Raw genomic sequence first — 20,821 nt, 5'->3', positions numbered from 1 at the left:
GACATGATTTTTTCTTTCGTATCCATCGGCGTCGCTGACGTTGCCGAAACCAGGGCTTTTCCCGCAGTCCTGGCCGGACACGTGCAGCGCGTGGCGCCCATGCTCGCGCAGGGTCAGATGCACGCCCCTTCGGAGACCGTCGTTTCCGTCCGGCTTCAAAACGCGTTTCTCGCCATTCCGTATCGCGTGTATTACGATGCGAAGCGGGTCCTCGCGGCGCTGGACGAGCCGGGCGAGGCGGGTGTCATTGCCCAGTGCCTGGGATCCCGGCATCATGATGGATCGATCCGCGAGGTGTGCCTGCGTCGCCTCCTGGCGAGCGAACCGGATTGGGCGGTACCGTTTATCGTCCAACTGCTCGGCGAATACGTGATCGAGATCGTCGAGCCGATCCATGAACGTTTCGAGCAAGGGATCGAAGCGAAATACGTGGATTTTTTCCGGCTCGACCCACACCACTGCCACGTCCTCGAACAAAGGGCGATCAGCTACTGGAACGCCTATTACCGTCATCGCTTCGCCACGCATCGGGATTATCCGGCCGTCCAGGCCTTGGCGATGCTGAAACATGCCGCCCAGCGCGAGGATGGATAAAGCGGCGTGCGCTCACGCCGTGGCCCGCGCTGCTTCCCTCAGTACCCCCAGCATCGCCTCCGCCGCCGGCGACAAGCGGTGCTGCCGCCGCGTGATGAACCCGTACATATCCATGCGCAAGTCCAGGTCGAACGGCAGCACCGCCAGCAGGCCGCTGTCCAGGTAGGGCCGCACCAGCTCCACCGACATCGGCGCCACCATGTCGCTGCGCGCCAGCAGCGCCGTCACCACCGGCAGGGACGAGGTCGACACCGTCTCGGCCGGCTGCTCCACGCCGCGCGACAGGAACAGCGAGGCGATGCAGTCGCGCACCAGGCTGCCCGGCGGCGGCACGATCCAGCCTTGCCGCGCCAGTTCGTCCAGGCCGACCGGGCCGACGCCGAGCAGCGGGTGGCCGGGACGCACGATCAGGCAGTGCGGCTCGTCGCTGAGCGGCTCGAACTGCAGTTCGTCGGCGGCGGCCATGGCGGCGGGGTCGGTCACGCGGCCGATGGCGATGTCCAGTTCGCCGGCGCGCAGGCGCCGCACCAGCGCCGCGCTGCTGTCGACCTCGATCGACACGTTGACGCGCGCGTGGCGCGCCTTGAGCATCGTCACCGCCGCCGGGACCAGCGTGCTGGCCGGCGTCAGGATGGCGCCAAGCGCGACCCGGCCGCGCAAGCCGGAGGCCAGTTCCATCACCTCCTGGTAGGCGGCGTCCATCTCGGCCAGCGAGGCGCCGGCGCGGCGGATCAGCACCTTGCCGTACCAGGTCGGTTCGACGCCGCGCGGCAGGCGTTCGAACAGCGGCACGCCGAGCGCGTGTTCGAGTTCGCCGAGCAGCTTGGAGGCCGCCGGCTGGGTCAGGTTGGCGGCCTGGGCGGCCTGCATGATGGAGCCGTGCCGTCCCAGCTCGACCAGCAGCACCAGGTGGCGGGTTTTGAGGTAGGCGCGCACGAAGCGGTCGGAGCGGTCGGGACGGGGATCGGACATATTTACTGCAGATAATTTTTCCAATGATAATTGGCGGCCCGGGCACGGTCAAACCAGCCATACGATTTTTACATGCCTGCAACGAAAGATCGCATGGACGCACGCTGGCCCTTGTCCCTACAATGCGCGCTGCCGCGGTCCGGCCGGCACCCGATCGCATCGTCCGGACCGCGCTTCCACCCACGCACACCGACGCCCATGAACCCATCCAGCACGCCCGCCGCCCCTGCCCGTCTTGCCCGCCTTGCCAGCCGCCATCCGCTGCGTGCCCTGACTGCCCTGACTGCCCTGGCGCTCGGCCTGCAACTGGCGGCCTGCGCCAGCCTGCCGGCGCCGTCCGCGCCGTCCGCGCCCGCCGCCGGCGCGCCGGCCTTCGCCAAGGGCGCCGACATCAGCTGGGTCACGGAGATGGAAGCCGCGCAGTATGTCTTCCGCGACCGCAACGGCGCGCCGCGCGACTTGTTCGCGATCCTCAAGGACCAAGGCATGGACGCGGTGCGCCTGCGCATCTGGGTCGATCCGCAGGATGGCTGGAACGGCATCGCCGACACCATCGCCAAGGCGCGCCGCGCGCAGGCGGCCGGCATGCGCATCATGCTCGACTTCCACTACAGCGATTCCTGGGCCGATCCGCAGCAGCAGACCAAGCCGGCGGCCTCGGCGCACCTGGACGCGGCCGGCCTGGCCGATGCGCTGGCCGCGCACACGCGCGCCAGCCTGCTCGCGCTGCGCGCCGCCGGCATCGCGCCCGAGTGGGTGCAGGTCGGCAACGAGACGCGCGACGGCCTGTTGTGGCCCGAGGGACGCGCCAGCACGAACATGGCCAACTACGCGCTGTTCGTGAAGCGCGGCTACGGCGCGGTGAAGGATGTGTTCCCGCAGGCGCAGGTCATCGTCCACGTCGACAATTGCCACGACAACGCCACCTTCCGCTGGAACTTCGACGGCCTGGCAAAGCACGGCGCGCCCTTCGACGTGATCGGCATCTCGTCGTACCCGACCACCGCCAAGGGCCACACCTGGCGCAGCGCGGTGGCCGCCTGCACCGCCAGCATGGACGACCTGGTGGCGCGCTACGGCAAGCCGGTGATGCTGACCGAGGTCGGCGCGCCCTGGGACGACCCCGAGGCCGGCGCCATCGTTTCCAGCCTGATCGCCAGGGCGCGCGCGGTCAGGAACGGGCCGGCGCTGGGCGTGTTCTACTGGGAACCGGAGGCCTACGGCTGGAAGAACTACGGCATGGGCGCCTTCGACCAGCGCGGCAAGCCGGGACCGGGGATGGACGCCTTCCTGGAGCGTTGATGCCAGCCGTGTCATTACGCGGGCCGGCCCTCGGTTAGAATCGCCGCGTCCAACCATCCGGGAAGCACGCATGATCTCACGCCGTACCTTTACCTCGACCGCCCTGCTGTCCCTGGCCGGCCTGCCCGCCGCGCGCGGCGCCTGGGCGCAAGCGCCGGCGCCGGCGCCGGTCCCATCTGCCGACGAGCGCTACCGCCCGGTGCTGCACTTCACCCCGCCGCAGGGTTTCATGAACGACCCCAACGGCCTGGTGTTCGCCGACGGCGAATGGCACCTGTTCTACCAGCACAACCCGTTCGAAGCGAAGATGGGCCGCGTGCACTGGGGCCACGCGGTCAGCCGCGACCTGCTGCATTGGCAGGTGCTGCCGCTGGCCCTGCGCGAGACGGCGGACGGCATGGCCTTCAGCGGCTCGGCGGTGATCGACCGTGCCAACAGCAGCGGCCTGCTCGCGCAACGCGGTGAAGGCAACGGGCGCGGCGGCATGGTGGCGGTCTATACGCGCGCCTCGGCCACGCGCCAGGTGCAGGCGCTGGCCTACAGCAGCGACGGCGGCCGCAGCTTCGCCGACTACCGCGGCAATCCGGTGCTGGACGTCGGCTCGGACCAGTTCCGCGACCCGAAAGTGTTCTGGCACGCGCCCGGCAAGGTCTGGGTGATGTGCGTGGTGCGCTCGCGCGAGCACCGGGTCATGTTCTACCGCTCGCGCAACCTCAAGGACTGGCGCGCGGCCGGCGAGTTCGCCCATGCCGGCGTCTACGGCATCGACTACGAGTGCCCCGACCTGGTCGAGCTGCCGGTGGCGGGCGGCGGCACGCGCTGGGTGCTGTTCCTGTCGATCAATCCGGGCGCGCCGCAGGGCGGCAGCACGGTGCAGTACTTCGTCGGCCGCTTCGACGGGCGCCGCTTCGTGCTTGATGACGGCGCCACCCGCTTCGCCGACTTCGGCAAGGATTTCTATGCGCTGCAGACCTTCGCCGGCGTCGACGGCGCGCCGGTCGGCATCGCCTGGATGAACAACTGGCAGTACGCCAACGACCTGCCCACCGGCCGATGGCGCGGCGCCATGACGCTGCCGCGCCGGCTGTCGCTGCGCCGGGTGGCGGACGACTGGAAGCTGGTGCAGGAACCGCTGGGCCTGGAGGCGGCGCGCAGGCAGGTCATCGCGCAGGGACCGGGCCGGGCCAGCACGGCGCTGCCGCCGGACACGGCGCTGGAGATCCGCCTGGCGTGCGCGCCGGACACCGTCACCAGCCTGCGCCTGGCCAACGGCACCGGCGAATACCTGGAAGTCGGCTACGATCCCGGCCCGGCGGTCGGCTCGGTGTGGGTCGACCGCGGCAACGCCCGGGGCTTCCGGCACCGCTTCTTCACCGACAAGATGTCGTGGGCGCCGCCGCCGGACGGCAAGCCGCTCGACCTGCGCCTGGTGTTCGATCGCTGCTCGCTGGAGCTGTTCGCGGCCGGTGGCACCGGCTGCGCCACGCTGCTGCACTTCTTCGCGGCGCCGCCCGATCGCCTCGAGCTCGCCGTCGCCGGCGGCCCGCTCCCCGACATCGCGGTGCACGCCCTGCTGCCGACCGGCGGGCGCTAGCGTGCCGGCATGCCGGGCCCGCCATGGCGAAGCGATCGGGCGGCAGGCGCGCCCGGTATATCGAAACGGCATACCTCGATGCGCAACTCGCAGTAGACTGGCGCCTGTCGCACGGCTAAGCTTTGCCGCCAAATAATTGCCATATCCAGCACACAGTACAAGGAGATCCCATGTTCAATCCCTCGGACCATCCGCACCGCCGCCACAACCCCCTGACAGGTGAATGGGTGCTGGTATCGCCGCACCGCGCCAAGCGCCCCTGGCAGGGCCAGCAGGAAAAGGTCGACCGCAGCGCCCTGCCCGCGCACGACCCCAGCTGCTACCTGTGCGCCGGCAACCTGCGCGTCAACGGCGAGCGCAATCCCGACTACAGCGGCACCTTCGTGTTCGAGAACGACTTCGCCGCGCTGATGCCGGACACGCCGGATGCCGAAGCCGGCGCGGGTACGGGTGAAGGCGGCGCCGACGGTGCGCAGGCCGGCGACCCGCTGTTCCAGAACATGAGCGCGCGCGGCGTCAGCCGCGTCATCTGCTTCTCGCCCGACCACGGCAAGTCGCTGCCGCTGCTGTCCGTGCCCGCCATCGAAGGCGTGGTCGATACCTGGTGCGAACAAGCGGCCGAGCTGGGCGCCACCTACCGCTGGGTGCAGGTGTTCGAGAACAAGGGCGCGGTGATGGGTTGCTCGAACCCGCACCCGCACGGCCAGATCTGGGCCAGCAGTTTCCTGCCCAACCTGCCGGCCGCCGAGGACCGGCGCCAGCGCGACTACTTCGCCAGGCAGGGCCGCCCGATGCTGCTCGACGTGGCCGAGCGCGAAGCCGGCAGCGAACGCGTGGTGGTGGAAACAGAGCACTGGCTGGCGATCGTCCCGTACTGGGCGGCGTGGCCGTTCGAGACGCTGCTGCTGCCGCGCTTCGCGGTATCGCGCCTGGAAGACCTGACCCGCGAACAGCGCGCCGACCTGGCGCTGGCGCTGAAAAAGCTGACCACGCGCTACGACAACCTGTTCGAGACCTCGTTCCCGTATTCGATGGGCTGGCACGGCGCGCCCTATTCCCCCGCCGGCGAGGCTGACGACAAGCAGCCGTGGCAGCTGCACGCCCACTTCTACCCGCCGCTGCTGCGCTCGGCCACGGTGCGCAAGTTCATGGTCGGCTTCGAGATGCTGGCCGAGTCGCAGCGCGACCTGACCCCGGAACAGGCCGCCGCGCGCCTGCGCGAGCAGTCCGACGAGGTGCATTACCTGGACGCCGAACTGGCCGCCGCCCACTCCTGAATCATCAACCGCAACCTGTAACCTATAAGCTCATCGACAGCATGACGAACGAAACCCTCACGGCCCGCGTGGCCGACGTGTTCCAGGCCACCTTCGGCGGCGCCGCACCGATCGTGGTGCAAGCCCCCGGCCGGGTCAACCTGATCGGCGAGCACACCGACTATAACGACGGCCTGGTGCTGCCCTGCGCGATCGACTACCGCACCGTGATCGCCGCGCGCCCGCGCGCCGACCGCACGCTGCGCGTGGTCGCCGCCGACTACGCCGACGCGGTCGACGAATACGCGCTGGACGCGCCGATCGAGCGCCTGGACGCCCCGATGTGGGCCAACTACGTGCGCGGCGTGGTGCGTGCGCTGCGCGAACGCGGCCTGGCGCTGCAGGGTTTCGACGTGGTGATCGGGGGCGACGTGCCGCAGGGCGCCGGGCTGTCGTCGTCGGCCTCGCTGTCGGTGGCGGTGTGCCGCCTGTTCGCCACCCTGCCCGGCTTCGACCTGTCGCCGGTGGAGATGGCGCTGGTGGCGCAGCGCGCCGAGAACGACTTCGTCGGCTGCAAGTGCGGCAACATGGACCAGATCAGCTCCGCCTGCGGGGTCGAGGGCCACGCGCTGCTGATCGACTGCCGCTCGCTGGACGTGCAGCCGGTGCCGGTGCCGGACAACGCCGCCATCATGATCTTCAATTCGCACGTCACGCGCGGCCTGGTCGACAGCGCCTACAACACCCGGCGCGAGCAGTGCGAGGCGGCGGCGCGCCACTTCGGCGTCAAGGCGCTGCGCGACGTCGACCTGGCCATGCTGGACGCCCAGGCCGACGGCCTGGACCCGGTGGCGCTGCAGCGTGCGCGCCACGTGGTGAGCGAGAACGCGCGCGTGCAGGACGCCGCCGTCGCCCTGCAGGCCGGCGACCTGGCGCGCATGGGCGAATTGATGGCCGCCTCGCACGCCTCGATGCGCGACGACTTCGAGATCACGGTGCCGGCCATCGACCGCCTGGTGGAGATCGTCAAGGATGTCATCGGCGCCGACGGCGGCGTGCGCATGACCGGCGGCGGCTTCGGCGGCTGCGTGGTGGCGCTGGTGCCGCACGCGCTGGTGGAGCGGGTGCAGGCCGCCGTGGCGCGCGACTACCGCAGCCCGGACGGCAAGCAATCCACCGTCTACGTCTGCCGCGCGGCGGCCGGCGCCGGCACGCTGCGCGCGGACACCGGCGCGCAGGCCGCCGCATGAGCTGGCAGGCGGCGCCAAGCCGCTACGACACGATGCCGTATCCGCATTGCGGCCGCAGCGGCCTGCGCCTGCCGGCGGTGTCGCTCGGACTGTGGCACAACTTCGGCGGCGAGGGCGCCGACCTGGCGCGCCAGCGCGAGATCGTGCGCACCGCCTTCGACCACGGCGTCACCTGCTTCGACCTGGCCAACAACTACGGTCCGCCGCCGGGATCGGCCGAGCGCAATTTCGGGCGCCTGTTCGACTTGTACCTGCGGCCCTACCGCGACGAACTCGTGGTCTGCACCAAGGCCGGCTACACCATGTGGCCGGGGCCGTACGGCGACTGGGGCAGCCGCAAGTACCTGGTGGCCAGCCTCGACCAGAGCCTGAAACGCATGGGCCTGGACTACGTGGACGTGTTCTATCATCACCGTCCGGACCCGTCCACGCCGCTGGAAGAAACCATGGCGGCGCTGGACTGGATCGTGCGCAGCGGGCGCGCGCTGTACGCCGGCATCTCCAACTACAACGGCGAACAGACCCGGCGCGCCGCCGCCGAACTGCGCCGCCTGGGCACGCCGTGCGTGGTCAACCAGTCGCGCTACAGCATGCTGGTGCGCGGCGTCGAGGACGATCTGCTGCCGGTGCTGGAACAGGAAGGCATCGGCGGCGTCGCCTTTTCGCCGCTGGCGCAGGGCCTGCTCACCGACCGCTACCTGGGCGGCGCGCTGCCGGCCGATTCGCGCGCGGCCGGCGGCGTGGGCTTCCTGCGGCCGGAACACGTCACCGACGAGCGGCTCGACGTGGCGCGCCGGCTGGACGCGATCGCGCGCGAAGGGGGCCAGTCGCTGGCCCAATTGGCGCTACGCTGGGTCAAGCGCCAGCCGGCGGTGACCTCGGTGCTGATCGGCGCCAGCAAGCCGCGGCAGGTGCTGGACGCGGTCCGGGCGGTGCAGATGCCGGCACTGGGCGGCGACGAACTGGCGGCGATTGAAGAAATTCTGCTGGCTGGCTGAGTTCGGATACTCAGCATGGGTGCCCGCCTGCGTACATTGCTGCCCAAGATAGTATTGCTGGCCTAAAAACCGTCGTTCCAGGCACTGCCTGAAACGACTCCCCGCGCAGACGCACTGCTGTCCAAGATAATTGTTATCTCTGCCTTAAGCAGGTTTTGTTGCTAGCAGTAACGTAAAAATCATTCCTAGCCAATAACTCGTCGTCCCCGCGAAGGCGGGGATAATGCCACTGGCATTATCCCCTCCATACTGAGCAAGAAAATTTGGTAGCTGGAAGCAGTCAGAATGCTTCAAAAATACCAACTTTTGACACTCAGTATGGGTCCCCGCCTTCGCGGGGAGTCGTTTCAGGCAGTGCCTGGAACGACGGTTTTTAGGCCAGCAATACTATCTTGGACAGTAGTGCGCGCAGGCGGGGATCCATGCTGAGCATCCACAGTTGATATTTCTGAAATATTCCAGTTGCTTCAATGGTAATGAATTCTGTTGCTCAGTATGGGTCCCCGCCTTCGCGGGGAGTCGTTCTCGGCAGTGCCGGGAACGACGCGTTATTGGTTGAAGCAGAGATAAAGGTTGTCTTGGACAGCAGCGCGCAGCGCCGGCAACGCTCGAAAATTTGCAGTTCCGCTCAAGCTCATCGGCATTTCGGTTGCTCCCCTTGCAACCTTGCCCGGACCAAACTAAGATTCGGCTCTTGGCATCCGCCGTCAATCTTTCCGGAACGAATTCACCGATGAAGAGAACCACCGCGCCGCAAGAAGCGACTTCCGCCGAGCCGCGCCTGTACCGGGTCGTCTCGAACCGGATCGAAGACCTGATCCGTGAAGAAAACATCCAGCCGGGCGAACGATTGCCTTCCGAACGCGACCTCTCCACCAAGCTGGGCGTCAGCCGCACCTCGCTGCGCGAAGCGCTGATCGCGCTGGAACTGGGCGGCATCGTCGAGGTGCACGGCGGTTCCGGCGTGTACGTGAGCGAGCCGGCGCCGGCGCACAAGAACGGCCCGGCGGCCGGCCCCGGCCCGTTCGAGGTGCTGGCGGCGCGCCGCATGATCGAGGTTGAGGTGGCGGCGCTGGCCGCCAAGAATGCCACGGCGGCCGGCATCGACGCCATCCTGGTCGCGGTCGAGCAGATGGAGCAGGATTACCAGGACCGCGACGCCAACGAAACCGCCGACCGCAATTTTCATCTGGCGATCGCGCGCGCCAGCGGCAACAGCGCGCTGGTGGGCGTGGTCGAGTACCTGTGGAACCAGCGCGGCACCCTGTGGCACAAGCTCAAGGAACATTTCCAGACCGAGGAATTGCGCCAGCAGACCCTGATCGACCACCGCAACATCCTGTCGGCGATCGCGTCGCACGACGTGGCCGGCGCCAAGCAGGCCATGCGCGCGCACCTGGACCGCGTGACGCGCACCTTTTCGCGCGGCTGATCGGGGCCGAGCGCCGGTCGATACACGCTGCCGGGCGCTACGCCGGCGCGGCGGCGTCCGCGCCCGCCAGCGTGTAGCGCGCCCGGTACGGCCGGAAGCCGACCCGGCGCTTGAAGTCGCGCAGCCCCGGCCTGGCGCCGAGGAAGGTGTCGTACATGAAGTAATCGACCGCGCCCTCCTCGATCAGGCCGCAGATGATGGTCGACAGCAGCAGGTACATGATACCGTCCTGGTTCTTGTAGCCGATCAGCTGGTCGGTGGCGACGAAATTGCCGTAGCGGCCCATCGTGCAATAGCCGGCCAGGCGCCCTTCGGCGTCGAACACGCCGTGGCATTCGAAGTGGGACGGGGTATCGAAATCGTCCCGTTTCACCAGGTATTGGCTGTCCATCGGCCGGCCCTGGCGCTCCTCGCACGAGGTGTGGATGGCGTGGATGGCGTCGGCGTGCTCGTTGCGGTCGAAGCGGCGCACGCTGTAGCCGCGCGCGGCCGCCTTCTTGCTCTGCGGCCCGGCATGGCCGCTGCGCCGCACCGACGCCAGGTAAGCGGCGGCCTGTCCTTCGAACGCGCGCAGGTCGACCAGCGCGATGCCCATGGTCTTGTTGCCGAACACTTTGTAGCGCGCATGCGGGCGCGTGAACAGGGCGTGGGTGCGGCGGATGCCCTCGGGATTCAGGCGTTGGTCGAAGCGCAGCCGGGCAACCGGCAGGCGCGCCAGCTGCAGCAGCAGCCGCGCGCGTTCCGCCAGGGTCGAAAACAGCTCGGGCATGTCCATGGATACACTTTCGGGTCGGGCGCTGGGAAGGATCGTCCATGCAGAGTCTAGCCGCGCGCCGGACGCATCCGGAGGGGCCTGGCGGAATACACCCCATAAAAGCATGTAAAGATCGTGCTGTGGATTGCTGAGTGAACAATGCATCGGCTTCCACTATTTCGAGCGAAAACTGAAATACTGAAACTATCTTGCTGTGCCGATCGATTGCATTGGAACTGGCTAACCGGAATGCATCGCCACTCGAATAGCGAAAACAATAGCGTTTTCCGGCGACCCGCTTTTGAGCGGCACCAAGAAACTTGTTTTTCTATATTGGATGCTGCCGCCGACAACGTCGGCCGCGACATGCGCTGCCGGCCTCAGCCGCGCGCCAGCGACGCCCGTTTCACTTGCCGGTCGCGGCCGATGGCCGCCGCCGATGCGCACCACAGCGCCAGGGCCGCCGCGATGCCGGCAATGTCGCCGCCCAGCGGCGCGGCGACCGCGAAGCCGATGGCGGCAGCCAGCAGCAGGAATGCGCCGAGCACATAAAACGGGCGGAACGCGGCGGCGTGGGCGATCGGCAGGAAATGCAGGCCGACGACGAGGGCGATCGCCGGCAGCAGCAGGTCGGGACGGTGCAGGTTGGCGACGACATTCGCTGCGATGAAGATACCGATGCCCTCGCCGGTGCTGCTCCAGACCAGCGCCTTTCTGGTTCGTTCGGAAAGCACGATGCCATCGCCTTCCGAGCGCAGGGTATGGGCGGCGGCGGCGCCGATGGCCAGGAACACGATGAACGGCAACGCCAGCATGACGCCGCCGAGCTGCCACTGCAAATGCATCGTCAGCGCCGCGAATACCGCGCCGAAGAAGCCCATGACGACCGCGCCGCGAGCACCCATTTTTTTCCTTTCCTAATCCGCCACCCGGCGGATGCCGCCGAGGATACCGCAATGCAGCCCGGCCAAAACGCGTGCATCGTCACGCCCGCGGTCCACGGCGCCCCTCCCCCGCCTCGGGTAGCGGCCGCGCGGCTGGCACAGGCGGCGGCGCGCCCTAGCTGCCCGCGCCGCGCAGGTACTTGTCCAGGAACGCCGCGGTCGCTTCCACGGTCGGCGCCAGCCACGGATCGAACAGCCAGAAGCTGTGCGGCGTGTCCGGCACCATCACGACCCGGCTGGGAATGCCCAGCGCCGTCATCTTGCCGATCATCGCTTCGCGCCCCATACTGAAACGCGGCTGGGCGCTGCCGATGAACAGGATCGGCGGCGTCTCGCGCGTGACGTGGAAGGTCGGCGAGGCCTCGCGCCACAGCGCTTCCTTTTGCGCATAGCGGCCGCCGAACCAGGCGCCGGCCGACGACGGCTGCTTGGCCGGGTCGTCCTCGTAGCGCAGCGCTTCCGGGGCGGTGAAGTCGGACAGGCCGTCGATGTTGACGATCGCCTGCACCGCGCTCGATACCTTGCCCGGCGCCGTGGCCGCATCGGCCGCGTCCACGGCCGCCGCCGGCTCGACGATCTCGCGGTCGGCCGTCACGCCGGCCAGGCTGGCGACCTGCCCGCCGGCCGAGGCGCCGCCGATGGCGATGCGCGCCCCATCGATGCCGTAGGACTGGCCGTGGGCGCGCAGCCAGCGCACCGCCGCCTTGGCGTCCAGCACCGCGGCCGGGTAACCGGCTTCGGGCGACAGGCGGTAGCCGATGGTCGCCGCCGCGTAGCCGCGTTCGGCCAGGCGGATCGCCAGCGGCGCCAGGTTGCTGCGCAGGCCGGCGCGCCAGCCGCCGCCGTGCACCAGGACGATGGCCGGCGCCGGCGGACGTTCTCCCGCCTTCGCAGCCGGCAGGTACAGGTCCAGCTGCAGCGCGTGCGTTCCGCGCTGCACATAGGTGATGTCTTCGACTGCGCGCACCGTGGCCGGCACGGCACGGCTGGCGATGCGGATGAACGGATACGTCTTGGCCAGCTTGGCCCAGGTGGTCTCGGCGGTATAGCTCTCGGGCGCGGGCGCGGGCGCGGGTGCCGGCGCCGCCACGGAGGCGGCGGCCGTCTGCGCCGCGGACTGCGCCAGCGGCGCCAGCACGGCGAGCAGGGCCGCGCCCATCGAGACGGCGGCGCGGCGGTTCACGCGCGGCGCGGCGGGATACGGAGCAAGGTGCGGCTTGGGGCGGGACATACCGGTGTTCCAGTCGAATAGCGTATTGATCGGAGCGCGGCGGTGCCGGCGGGGGCGGTCACGCGGCCGCGATGGTGTCGAGTATGCCACGATTCCGAACATAAATGCCCTGCTGCGGCCCATCCGCCTTGCACAAGCGGTCTTACCAAATTAGAATGGTCCGACCAAAAAGAAACCAGCCCGGACGGTGTGCACGAACGCGCGGCCGAGGAAGGTTCGACGACACAACTGGAGACGACGTTGCATCTGAAGCCAAGACTGCTGGCCTCGCTGGCCGCCACCGCATGCGCATTCGCGCTGGCCGTTCCCGCCCACGCGGACGGCCCCTACCGCAACCCCGACAACAAGAACCGCAACGACCCGGCCGAGGGTACCTACCCGGTCCCGTACAAGAAGCCGGTGGCGGCCGAGATCACGGCGTCGCTGCAGCGCATCCGCGCCTACCTCGAATCGCAGACGCCGACCCGCATCGTGCACAAGGACGGCGGCGCCCCCGTCACCGATTTCGCCACGCCCGTGGCGGACGCCGTGGTGGCCGGTATGGACAGCGACCTCGGCCTGCAGGTCTACGAGATGGGCGTGGTGCACGCCGGCCTGCTCAAGGCGGCCGAGGTCACCGGCGACAAGCGCTTCACCGACATGACCGCGCGCCATTTCAATTTTTTCGCCGAGCGCCTGCCCTACTTCCGCGCCCAGGAACAGCGTTTTCACCTGGAACGCGCCAACAGCTTTTCGCGCTTCCTCGACCCGCGCTCGCTGGACGACGCCGGCTCCATGTGCGCCGCCATGATGCGCGCGCGCCGCGCCGGGGTCGGCCCGGACCTGTCCGCCCAGATCAAGGTGTGCGGCGACTGGGTCGCGCGGCGCCAGTTCCGCCTGGCGGACGGCACCCTGGCGCGCCAGCGCCCGCAGGCGGTGTCGCTGTGGGCCGACGACATGTACATGGGCGTGCCGGCGCTGGCCGAGCTGGGGCGCATGAGCGGCCAGCGCGCCTACTTCGACGACGCCGTCAAGAACGTGCTGCAGATGTCGTCCTACCTGGCCGACCCGCAGACCGGCCTGTACACGCACGGCTGGAACGCCAACAACCCGGACGCGCCGCGCTTCTACTGGGCGCGCGCCAACGGCTGGGCGCTGTTGTCGATGGCCGACCTGCTGGACGTGCTGCCCAAGGACCATCCGGGCACCCCCAAGGTACTGGCCCAGTTGCGCAAGTCGCTGCGCGCGGTGGCCGAGCTGCAGTCGGGCAGCGGCCTGTGGCACCAGATGATCGACCGCAGCGACTCGTATCTCGAGACCTCGGCCAGCGCCATCTTCACCTACGTGATCGCGCATGCGGTCAACCAGGGCTGGGTCAGCCCGTCCACCTGGGGCTCGGTCGCCCAGGCCGGCTGGGCCGGGCTGTCCACGCGCATCAACGACAAGGGGCAGGTCGAAGGCACCTGCGTCGGCACCACCTTCGCCGGCGACCAGGTGTACTACTACAACCGCCCCACCAGCGTCGACGCCCTGCACGGCTACGGGCCGACGCTGCTGGCCGGCGCCGAGATCATCCGCATGCTGAACAACCCGGCCTTCAGCATCGAGTACCGCGTGCGCACCTACCATTACGTGCCGAAGGACGGCGGCCAGACCAGCTACCGCGAACACCACTGACGCGCTGCTTCTCCGGCAGGCGCGCGGCCGCGATCCGACCCGCGCCCAGCCCGGCAAGTGTTGAAATTAAGTCACAAACATGGATAAGGTGGTCTGTCCACATTGCATATGTGAACATACCAATCTAGAATGGTCCGACCAATATGACTCCTGGACGCCACGCCGGCAACGGCGGCGGACCGGGCAGCCATCGGGCAGGAAGCATCAGCGGCGCCGCGGAGACGGCGGCGCCGGATAGTCGTCAAAATAATCAGGAGACAGCTTCATGAACACCCCCCGCATCACCGCCGCCCATCCTTCCCCATCGCGCCAGGGCCGCGCCATCGCCCTGTCCGCCATCGCGCTGGGCGTGCTGGCACTGACCCAGCAGGCCGCCGCCCAGACCGTGGCTGCGCAACCCGACGCCGCCGTGCAGCGCGTCGAAGTCACCGGCTCCAGCATCAAGCGCCTGGCCGCCGAGGAAGCGCTGCCGGTCACCACCATCAAGGCCGAGGAATTCGTCAAGCAGGGCTTGACCACGCTGGCCGACGTCATGATGGCGCTGCCGCAATCGAACTCGCTGGCGCCGTCGCAGGCCGGCTCCGGCACCAACGTCAACCTGCGCGGCCTGGGCGTGAACCGCACCCTGGTGCTGCTCAACGGCCGCCGCCTGGCCAACGAGGCGATCGCCGACGGCTACGCCAACCTCGACACCATCCCGATCAGCGCGCTGGCGCGCGTCGAGGTGCTGCGCGACGGCGCGTCCTCGACCTACGGTTCGGACGCCATCGGCGGCGTGGTCAACTTCATCACCAAGCGCGAGTACGAAGGCGCCAACGCCACCATCCAGTACGTGCAGCCGGAACGGCGCGGCGGCGGCGACGAGCAGCGCGTGACCCTCAGCTTCGGCAAGGGCAATATCGAACGCGACGGCTGGAACGTCTACGGCACCGTCGACTTCCACCAGCGCAGCCGCCTGCTGCAGGCCGACCGCGTCGGCTTCGTGCCGGACACCGCGGCCCTGACCGCGATCGGCCTGGCGCCGAGCCTGGCCAGCGGCGGCTACGCCACCCCGGCCAACTTCACCAGCTCGGCCAACAAGACCGCCGCCAACCCGTATTATGCGAGCGGCTGCCTGGCGCCCTACTCGATCCAGGGCCGCAACAACACCTGCGTGCTGAACAACGACACCTACGGCACCGCGCTGTACCCGAACAAGCAGCTGTCGGCCTACTTCAAGGCGACCAAGAAGATCAACGACGACCACACCGTGTCGGTCGAATACACGCGCGGCGACGAATCGATCTTCAGCTACAAGAATCCGACCCAGGCGCTGGCCGTCGGCTCGCTGCAGCCGATCGTGCCGTCCACCAGCAAGTGGTACCCGGGCAAGAGCGGCGGCACGCCGGCGGTGGCCGGCATCACCAACCAGCCGCTGACCGTGAGCTGGGCCGTGCCCGATGCCGCCGTCACGCGCGACAACCAGATCAACCAGCGCCTGCTGGTGTCGGCCGAAGGCCGCCTCGGCACCTGGGACTACCGCACCGGCTTGAGCTATGGCCTGTCGCAGCGCAAGGTGTACTTCCAGTCCGGCTACTACTCGGGCCCCGGCCTGCTCACCGGCCTGGCCAACGGCACCCTGAACCCGTTCGGCGTACAGGACCAGGCCGGTACCGACTACCTCGATTCGATCGCCGCCGACGGCATGCTCAACCGCAGCGCCAAGGTGTCGTACTACGGCGTCGACGGCACCGTCAGCAAGGCCCTGATGCCGCTGGCGGGCGGCGACCTGGCGCTGGCGGTGGGCGTGGACCTGCACCGCGACACCAACGAAGACACCAAGCTGGCGCAGGCGGCCGACATCACCTTCGCCAAGATCGTGCCGAGCCACGGCGAGAGCGCGCGCACCATCGCCGGCATCTTCACCGAGGTGGACGCCCCGGTCACCAAGCAGCTGACCCTGAACGGCGCGGTGCGCGTCGACCACTACAGCGACGTCGGCAGCACCGTGACGCCGAAGATCAGCTTCCGCTACCAGCCGACCAAGACCATCATGCTGCGCGGTTCGGCCAACACCGGCTTCCGCGCCCCGACCCTGTTCGACCGCTACGGCGCACGCACCACCGTGGCCAACACCACTACCTCCGGCCGCTGGGACGATCCGGTGCTGTGCCCGAGCCGTACCCCGACCATCCCGGGCACCGGCACCGCCGTGGCCGGCGCCAACGCCGCCGACGTCTGCAACGCCAAGCTGAACAAGCTCACCGGCAGCAACCCCAACCTGTCGCCGGAAAAATCCAAGGGCGGCACGCTGGGCGTGGTGTTCGAGCCGAGCCCGGCGGTGACGATGTCGCTCGACTACTGGCAGGTCAACATGAAGGACATGCTGGCCAACATCCCCGAGTCGGTGTACTTCACCAACTACGCCCAGTACCAGAACCTGTTCGTGCGCGGCGCCAACAATTCGCTGACCTACATCGACAACACCACGATGAACCTGGGCGGCCAGATCGCCGGCGGCGTCGACGTGACCGGCAACTGGAACCTGCCGCGCACCAGCTTCGGCACCTTCCGCCTCGGCCTGGACGGCACCTACCTGACCCGCTTCGACAACCAGCTCGTGAAAGACGGTCCGTGGATGTCGAACGTCGGCCGCTTCGGCTGGGCCAGCAACGGCACCACCAGCAGCTACCCGATCATCACGCCGCGCTGGAAGCACTCGCTGCGCCTGTCGTGGCAGGGCGGCGACTGGAGTGCCCAGCTGACCAACAACTTCAACAGCAAGTACCACGACGCCAACACCGCGGTCACGTCGCAGTACTACCGCGACATCTCCTCGTACTCGACCTGGGCCCTGACCGCCGGCTACGTCGCGATGAAGCAGGTGCGCGTCACCCTCGGCGTCACCAACCTGACCGACAAGGCGCCGCCGACCACCAACAACACGGTGTACAGCTACGGCTACCTGAGCAGCATGGGCAACGCCACCGGCCGCGCCTACAATCTGCGCGTGAGCTACGACTTCCTGTAAGCCGTAACCCGGCGATGCGCCACGACGCATGACCCGCGCCCGTCCCGCCTGCCCTCACCGGCAGGCCGGACGGGCGCGCGGCCATCCAGCGGCGCCTTTCGAGACCATCCAGACGAGCAGGCAGATGAAACGATTTACCCACTTTTCCATGACACGCGCCGCGCTGGCGACGCTGGCGGGCATCGCGGCGCTGGCCGCGTGCACGCACGCCGGCGCGGCCGATACGGCCGGCACCAGGACGCGCGTGATCCTGGTCGGCGATTCGACCATGGCCACCAAAAGCGGCTACGGCGACGCGCTGTGCGCCCGCTTCACGGCGCAGGTCGACTGCATCAACCTGGCGCGCGGCGGCCGCAGCACCAAGAGCTTCCGCGAGGAAGGCCGCTGGGACGAGGTGCAGCGCCTGCTGCGCGACGGCGCCGCCTTCGGCAACACCTACGTGCTGGTGCAGTTCGGCCACAACGACCAGCCGGGCAAGCCGGGCCGCTCGACCGACTTCGTGACCGAATACCCGGCCAACATGGCGCGCTACGCCGCCGAGACGAAAGCGGCGGGCGGCGTGCCGGTGCTGGTGACGCCGCTCACCCGGCGCACCTTCAAGGGCACCTACCTGCACAACGACCTGGCGCCCTGGGCCGAGGAAACCCGCCGCGCCGCCAAGCGCGAAGGCGCGACCCTGCTCGACCTGAACGCCGACAGCTACGCCGCGGTGCAGGCGATGGGCCAGGCCGGAGCGGACACGCTGGCGGTGGCACCGCCGCCCGCGGCGCCACCGGCGAACGGCACGACGGACCTGAACAAGCTGGAGCCGGCCGGCGTCGCCAAGAGCGCGTTCGACCGCACCCACGTGGGCGCCAAGGGCGCCGACTTCTTCGCGCGCATGGTCGAGCGCGAGATGGTGCAGGCGCTGCCGGCCACCGGCGCGTTGTTCAAGGATGGGGGCCGGCCTTGACGCCGCGATCGGCGGCGGCCGCGACGCCGCTCGATGCGACGGCAGCTGATGCGACGACGCCCGATGCGGCGCGGCAGGCGGCGCCGGCACCTGGCGGCGCATGGAACCCGCGCCTGCGTCTCGCGCTGGGCCTGGCGTTCGGCGCCGCCGCCGGCGCCGCCTGCGGCATGGCGCACGCGCAGGACACGCGCACAGTGCGCGAGCCGGCCGTGCCGCCGGCCTGCGCGGTGCTGATCGCCGAAGCCGAAGCCGATGCAGCCGGCGGCGCGACCGCAGCCGGCGCCGCGCCCGCCAGCGCGGCCAGCGCCTGGGGCGCCGGCCAGACCGGCCGCGACGACGCCGCGCGCATCCAGGCCGCCATCGACAAGTGCGCGCCCGGCCGCGCGGTGGTGCTCGCCGCCAGCAACGGCAAGCGCGCCTTCGTCTCCGGCCCGCTGGTGCTGAAGGAAGGCGTGACGCTGGTGGTGGACGACGGCGCCACCCTGTACGCCAGCACCGACCCGGCACTGTTCGACCGTGGCGCCGGCACCTGCGGCAGCAACGACCGGAACGGCCGCGGCTGCCGCCCGCTGATCACCGCCGAGGGCGTGCGCGGCGCCGGCATCATGGGCCGCGGCGCCATCGACGGCCAGGGCGGCATGCGCATCGCCGGCAAGACCGAATCCTGGTGGCAGATCGCGCGCCGCGCGCAAAAGGAAAAAACACGCCAGAACGTGCCGCGCCTGGTCCAGGTCGACCGCGCGCGCGACTTCACGATCTACGGCATCCTGCTGAAGAATTCGCCCAACTTCCACGTCACGCTGAACGGCGTCGACGGCTTCACCGCCTGGGGCGTGCGCATCGACACCCCGACGGACGCGCGCAACACCGACGGCATCGACCCGATCTCCTCGACCAACGTCACCATCGCCCACAGCTTCATCCGCACCGGCGACGACAACGTGGCGATCAAGGCCGGCAACGGCGGCCCCACCGAGCACATCAGCCTGGTCGACAACCATTTCTACAGCGGCCACGGCATGTCGATCGGCAGCGAGACCAACGGTGGCGTGCGCAAGGTGCTGGTCGAGGGTTTGACGCTGGACGGCACCACCTCCGGCCTGCGCATCAAGAGCAACGACACGCGCGGCGGCCTGGTGACCGACATCGTGTACCGCGACGTCTGCCTGCGCGCCGTACGCACGCCGATCGACATCACCACCCACTACGAACAGGGCGTGCCCGGCAACCTGATCCCGTCGTATAGCGGCATCCGCATGGAGCGCGTGCACGGCCTGACGCCGGGCCGCGTGCTGCTGCAGGGCTACGACGACGCCCATCCGCTGAACCTGGCCCTGCGCGACGTGGTGGTCGACGGCCAGCCGCCGGTGACGCTGGAACACGCCCGCCTGAGCGACGCGGGCGGCGCGCCGACGCAGTTCAATGCGCCCGCCAATACGGCAATCGATTGCGGCGCGCGCTTCGTCCCCTTCCCTGTCGACGCGCCGCGCAACCGCCGTCCGCAGTTGAGCGCCGAGCAGGCCAAGGCCTACGCCTACCGCGAAGTGCTGCAATGGACCGGGCCGCTGGGCGCCGAGCGGCGCGACCCGTGGGACCCGCTGGCCGATCCGCTCGCCACCGGCGCGCGCTTCACGCCCGATTACACGGTGGATGCCGGCGCGCCGGCCGACGGCGTCACGCGCTTCGCCAGCGTGCAGGCCGCGGTCAGCCGCGCGGTCGCGGACGGCGAGCGTACGCGCCGCGTGTATATCCGCATCGCGCCGGGCACCTACGACGAACTGCTGTACGTGCCGGCCTCCGGCGCACCGATCACGCTGTACAGCGACGCCGCCGACGCGCGCGCCACCCGCATCACGGCGCGCCTGGACGCCTCCACCACGGGCGCCGCCTACCGCCAGCGCTACGCAGGCCAGTTCGACCACGCGGCGCCGGCCGTGCGCGCCATGTACGAGACCCTGAAGGACTTGCCGGTGCTGCAGACCACCGGTTCCGGCACCGCCTGGATCCGCGCCGACGGCTTCCAGGCGCGCAACCTCACCATCGAGAACGGCTTCAACCGGGGTGCGGTGGCCGAATGCAGCGGCGACGCCTGCCCGGACAACACCGGCGGCAGCCGCGTGCACCACCAGGCGGTGGCGCTGCGCGTGGACGGCGCCGACCGCGTGCAGTTCGAGAACGTGCGCCTGCTGGGGCGCCAGGACACGCTGTTCCTGCACTCGCGCGACGCCGCCAGCACCGTGCGCAGCTTCTTCAACCGCTCGTACGTGGAAGGCGACGTCGACTTCATCTTCGGCGACACCATCGCCTACTTCAACGACTGCGAAGTCAGGTCGCTGGGCGGGCGCGCGGCCTCGTACGCGCTGGCGCCGGACACCAGCCGCCGCGCCCGATACGGCTTCGTGTTCAACGGCTGCCGCTTTACCGGCGACGCCGCCGACGGCGCCGCTGGTTCCGCCACCGGCAAGGCGGCGGGCACCCGGTTCTACCTGGCGCGCCAGTGGTTCCACAACCAGCGCTGCACGCCCTACGGCGCCATCGCCACGGAGGGCTACAGCTGCCGCCCGGGCGAGGTCGACGTGTACAAGGCGCCCAACGGCACCATCCGCAAGCGCACGCTGGAATCGGTGGGCAAGGCGGTGATCCTGCATTCGCGCATCGGCGCCCACATCGACCAGGACACGCCGTGGTCCGAATGGAACCGCAACGGCACGCTGGCGCACCGCCCGGCGCAGTTCGGTGCCGACGACTGGTGGAACAACCTGCAACGCGCCGGCCTCGACCCGGCCACCGCGCTGGGCGAAGGCCCGCGCCCCGCCGCCGCCGCTACCGCCGCCGACATCTACCTCGGCGAATACGGCAATACAATCGAATGATCG

Annotated in this window: 15 protein-coding genes; 11 read left to right on the top strand and 4 right to left on the bottom strand. The window is 69.2% G+C overall.

The features are described 5' to 3' along the window. Nucleotides 1–3: 3 nt before the first annotated feature. Complete coding sequence (locus HH212_RS19005) at nt 4–594, top strand: hypothetical protein (protein ID WP_170203940.1); 591 nt, start codon at nt 4–6, stop codon at nt 592–594. 12 nt (nt 595–606) lie between these two features. Here HH212_RS19005 and HH212_RS19000 read toward each other — a convergent pair whose 3' ends face one another. Further along, a complete protein-coding gene (locus tag HH212_RS19000) occupies nt 607–1,566 on the bottom strand; it encodes a LysR substrate-binding domain-containing protein (RefSeq protein ID WP_170203939.1) in 960 nt (319 codons plus the stop codon). Between the two features lie 198 nt (nt 1,567–1,764). On the opposite strand from HH212_RS19000, the gene HH212_RS18995 reads away from it, so the two are divergent. From HH212_RS18995 to HH212_RS18970, 6 genes are all read left to right on the top strand, one after another. Next, the gene (locus tag HH212_RS18995; RefSeq protein WP_170203938.1) at nt 1,765–2,868 is read left to right on the top strand and encodes a glycoside hydrolase family 53 protein; all 1,104 of its coding nucleotides are present in this window, start codon (nt 1,765–1,767) and stop codon (nt 2,866–2,868) included. Between the two features lie 70 nt (nt 2,869–2,938). After that, complete coding sequence (locus tag HH212_RS18990) at nt 2,939–4,462, top strand: glycoside hydrolase family 32 protein (protein WP_170203937.1); 1,524 nt, start codon at nt 2,939–2,941, stop codon at nt 4,460–4,462. Between the two features lie 170 nt (nt 4,463–4,632). Continuing rightward, complete coding sequence (locus tag HH212_RS18985) at nt 4,633–5,739, top strand: UDP-glucose--hexose-1-phosphate uridylyltransferase (protein WP_170203936.1); 1,107 nt, start codon at nt 4,633–4,635, stop codon at nt 5,737–5,739. Nucleotides 5,740–5,780: 41 nt separating this feature from the next. Further along, nucleotides 5,781–6,968 (top strand): galactokinase, encoded by a 1,188-nt coding sequence (gene galK, locus HH212_RS18980; RefSeq protein WP_170203935.1) that lies wholly within the window; start codon nt 5,781–5,783, stop codon nt 6,966–6,968. Further along, nucleotides 6,965–7,966, top strand: a complete 1,002-nt coding sequence (locus HH212_RS18975) for an aldo/keto reductase (RefSeq protein ID WP_170203934.1) — start codon at nt 6,965–6,967, stop codon at nt 7,964–7,966. The genes galK and HH212_RS18975 overlap by 4 nt, the downstream gene beginning before the upstream one ends. A 733-nt stretch (nt 7,967–8,699) precedes the next feature. Beyond that, nucleotides 8,700–9,398, top strand: a complete 699-nt coding sequence (locus HH212_RS18970) for a FadR/GntR family transcriptional regulator (RefSeq protein ID WP_170203933.1) — start codon at nt 8,700–8,702, stop codon at nt 9,396–9,398. A 37-nt stretch (nt 9,399–9,435) separates the two neighbouring features. Here HH212_RS18970 and HH212_RS18965 read toward each other — a convergent pair whose 3' ends face one another. The 3 genes from HH212_RS18965 to HH212_RS18955 form a co-directional block, all read right to left on the bottom strand. Further along, the gene (locus tag HH212_RS18965; RefSeq protein ID WP_170203932.1) at nt 9,436–10,173 is read right to left on the bottom strand and encodes a hypothetical protein; all 738 of its coding nucleotides are present in this window, start codon (nt 10,171–10,173) and stop codon (nt 9,436–9,438) included. A 359-nt stretch (nt 10,174–10,532) separates the two neighbouring features. Next, nucleotides 10,533–11,057, bottom strand: a complete 525-nt coding sequence (locus HH212_RS18960; RefSeq protein ID WP_170203931.1) for a hypothetical protein — start codon at nt 11,055–11,057, stop codon at nt 10,533–10,535. A gap of 154 nt (nt 11,058–11,211) precedes the next feature. Next, nucleotides 11,212–12,327, bottom strand: coding sequence for an alpha/beta hydrolase (locus HH212_RS18955; RefSeq protein WP_229217354.1), 1,116 nt, complete (start codon nt 12,325–12,327; stop codon nt 11,212–11,214). A 240-nt stretch (nt 12,328–12,567) separates the two neighbouring features. On the opposite strand from HH212_RS18955, the gene HH212_RS18950 reads away from it, so the two are divergent. From HH212_RS18950 to HH212_RS18935, 4 genes are all read left to right on the top strand, one after another. Next, entirely contained in the window at nt 12,568–13,983 is a 1,416-nt protein-coding gene (locus tag HH212_RS18950; RefSeq protein ID WP_229217353.1) for a glycoside hydrolase family 88/105 protein, read from the top strand. 265 nt (nt 13,984–14,248) lie between these two features. Next, nucleotides 14,249–16,993: a TonB-dependent receptor gene (locus HH212_RS18945; RefSeq protein WP_170203930.1), complete on the top strand. Its 2,745-nt coding sequence runs from the start codon at nt 14,249–14,251 to the stop codon at nt 16,991–16,993. Nucleotides 16,994–17,117: 124 nt separating this feature from the next. Then, nucleotides 17,118–17,945 (top strand): rhamnogalacturonan acetylesterase, encoded by an 828-nt coding sequence (locus tag HH212_RS18940; RefSeq protein WP_170203929.1) that lies wholly within the window; start codon nt 17,118–17,120, stop codon nt 17,943–17,945. Next, nucleotides 17,942–20,818, top strand: coding sequence for a pectinesterase family protein (locus HH212_RS18935; protein WP_229217352.1), 2,877 nt, complete (start codon nt 17,942–17,944; stop codon nt 20,816–20,818). Before HH212_RS18940 ends, HH212_RS18935 begins: the two co-directional genes overlap by 4 nt. The last annotated feature ends 3 nt before the right edge of the window (nt 20,819–20,821 follow it).

The organism is Massilia forsythiae (genome assembly GCF_012849555.1).
Taxonomy (GTDB): Bacteria; Pseudomonadota; Gammaproteobacteria; order Burkholderiales; family Burkholderiaceae_D; genus Telluria; species Telluria forsythiae.
The sequence above is the reverse complement of the archived record's forward strand: the minus strand, read 5'-3'. Positions and strand labels throughout refer to the sequence as shown.

What these genes read in the sequence shown, in the direction of transcription:
- HH212_RS19005 (WP_170203940.1), top strand. Translation starts at nt 4, where the DNA reads ATGATTTTTTCTTTCGTATCCATCGGCGTCGCTGACGTTGCCGAAACC.
- HH212_RS18990 (WP_170203937.1), top strand. Translation starts at nt 2,939, where the DNA reads ATGATCTCACGCCGTACCTTTACCTCGACCGCCCTGCTGTCCCTGGCC.
- HH212_RS18960 (WP_170203931.1), bottom strand. Translation starts at nt 11,057, where the DNA reads ATGGGTGCTCGCGGCGCGGTCGTCATGGGCTTCTTCGGCGCGGTATTC.
- HH212_RS18995 (WP_170203938.1), top strand. Translation starts at nt 1,765, where the DNA reads ATGAACCCATCCAGCACGCCCGCCGCCCCTGCCCGTCTTGCCCGCCTT.
- HH212_RS18970 (WP_170203933.1), top strand. Translation starts at nt 8,700, where the DNA reads ATGAAGAGAACCACCGCGCCGCAAGAAGCGACTTCCGCCGAGCCGCGC.
- HH212_RS19000 (WP_170203939.1), bottom strand. Translation starts at nt 1,566, where the DNA reads ATGTCCGATCCCCGTCCCGACCGCTCCGACCGCTTCGTGCGCGCCTAC.
- HH212_RS18985 (WP_170203936.1), top strand. Translation starts at nt 4,633, where the DNA reads ATGTTCAATCCCTCGGACCATCCGCACCGCCGCCACAACCCCCTGACA.
- HH212_RS18975 (WP_170203934.1), top strand. Translation starts at nt 6,965, where the DNA reads ATGAGCTGGCAGGCGGCGCCAAGCCGCTACGACACGATGCCGTATCCG.
- HH212_RS18965 (WP_170203932.1), bottom strand. Translation starts at nt 10,173, where the DNA reads ATGGACATGCCCGAGCTGTTTTCGACCCTGGCGGAACGCGCGCGGCTG.
- HH212_RS18945 (WP_170203930.1), top strand. Translation starts at nt 14,249, where the DNA reads ATGAACACCCCCCGCATCACCGCCGCCCATCCTTCCCCATCGCGCCAG.
- galK (WP_170203935.1), top strand. Translation starts at nt 5,781, where the DNA reads ATGACGAACGAAACCCTCACGGCCCGCGTGGCCGACGTGTTCCAGGCC.
- HH212_RS18955 (WP_229217354.1), bottom strand. Translation starts at nt 12,327, where the DNA reads ATGTCCCGCCCCAAGCCGCACCTTGCTCCGTATCCCGCCGCGCCGCGC.
- HH212_RS18940 (WP_170203929.1), top strand. Translation starts at nt 17,118, where the DNA reads ATGAAACGATTTACCCACTTTTCCATGACACGCGCCGCGCTGGCGACG.